The sequence below is a fragment of the Rhizobacter sp. P2_H2 genome, assembly GCF_056403375.1.
Genome location: NZ_JBFUFP010001082.1, coordinates 1 through 1,779 on the forward strand (window position 1 = coordinate 1; position 1,779 = coordinate 1,779).

General features: G+C 65.5%; 1 protein-coding gene. It reads left to right on the plus strand.

Annotated features, from left to right (window positions below; translation table 11 throughout):
• Positions 1 to 197: 197 nt before the first annotated feature.
• On the plus strand, positions 198 to 1,779 hold a 1,582-nt coding region (gene thrS, locus AC1D15_RS30240; RefSeq protein WP_477828933.1), incomplete at its 3' end, for a threonine--tRNA ligase.

The following is a 1,779-nucleotide window of genomic DNA, read 5'->3' on the forward strand; positions in this document are numbered from 1 at the left end:
TTTCCCGGCTGATCTACAATCCCGGCTCCCACGAGCAGAGCAAGCAAGGAACGAGGAAGGCACCATGGTTATGACACCGCGAACTACGCCGGTTTTCACGAAGGTTTAGTCGGCCGCGGCTCGTCACGTCTTTACTCGTCATCTCTCTCGAAGCGCGGCTCACCCCCGCGCTTTTTTGTTTTCMGGAGCTCTCCCCCATGATTTCAGTCCAGTTGCCCGACGGTTCCCGACGCGAATTTCCCGGCCCGGTCACGGTGGCCGAGGTGGCGGCCTCCATCGGCACCGGTCTCGCGAAGGCGGCGCTCGCCGGGCGCGTCGGGCAGGGCGATGCGGCACGCGTCGTCGACACCAGCTACCGCATCGAGGCCGACACGGCGCTCGCGATCGTCACCGACAAGGACCCCGCCGGGCTGGACGTCATCCGCCACTCGACGGCCCACCTGCTGGCCTATGCGGTCAAGGAGCTGTTCCCCGAGGCGCAGGTCACGATCGGCCCGGTGATCGAGAACGGCTTCTTCTACGACTTCTCGTACAAGCGCCCGTTCACGCCCGACGACCTGGCGGCTATCGAGGCCAAGATGGGCGAGCTCGCGAAGAAGGACGAGCGCGTCGAGCGCCGCGTACTGCCGCGCGACGAGGCGGTGGCGTACTTCAAGAGCCTGGGCGAGCACTACAAGGCCGAGATCATCGCCAGCATCCCGGCCAACGAAGACGTCTCGCTGTACCGCGAAGGCAAGTTCGAAGACCTGTGCCGCGGCCCGCACGTGCCGAGCACCGGCCGGCTGAAGCACTTCAAGCTSATGAAGGTGGCCGGYGCCTACTGGCGCGGCGATCACCGCAAYGARATGCTGCAGCGCRTYTACGGCACGGCCTGGGCCACSAAGGACGARCTSCAGCAGTACCTGCACATGCTCGAGGAGGCCGAGAAGCGCGACCATCGCAAGATCGGCCGCGAACTCGACCTGTTCCACCTCGACGAGCACGCGCCCGGGCTGGTGTTCTGGCACGCCAGGGGCTGGGCCGTGTGGCAGCAGGTCGAGCAGTACATGCGCGCCGTCTACCGCGACAACGGCTACCAGGAGGTGAAGGGCCCGCAGATCCTCGACCAGGGGCTGTGGGAGAAGACCGGCCACTGGGGCAACTACCGCGACAACATGTTCGTGACCGAGTCGGAAAAGCGCGACTACGCGCTGAAGCCGATGAACTGCCCCGGCCACGTGCTGATCTTCAACTCGCAGATGCGCAGCTACAAGGACCTGCCGATCCGCTACGGCGAGTTCGGCCAGTGCCACCGCAACGAGCCGTCGGGCGCGCTGCACGGCATCATGCGGGTGCGCGGCTTCACGCAGGACGATGGCCACATCTTCTGCACCGAGGACCAGATCCTCGACGAGTGCGTGGCCTATACCGAGCTGCTGCAGAAGGTCTACAAGGATTTCGGCTTCACCGACATCATCTACAAGGTCGCGACGCGGCCGGAGCACCGCGTCGGCTCCGACGCCTTCTGGGACAAGGCCGAGTTCGCGGTGATGGAGAGCCTGCGCCGCTCCGGCTGCGAGTTCATCATCGCCCCGGGCGACGGCGCCTTCTACGGCCCGAAGATCGAGTACACGCTGAAGGATGCGCTGGGCCGGCAATGGCAGTGTGGCACGATGCAGGTCGACTACAACACCGCCGAGCGCCTGAACGGCGAGTACGTGACCGACACCAGCGGCCGTGCCCACCCGGTGATGCTGCACCGCGCCATCATCGGCAGCTTCGAGCGTTTCATCGGCATGC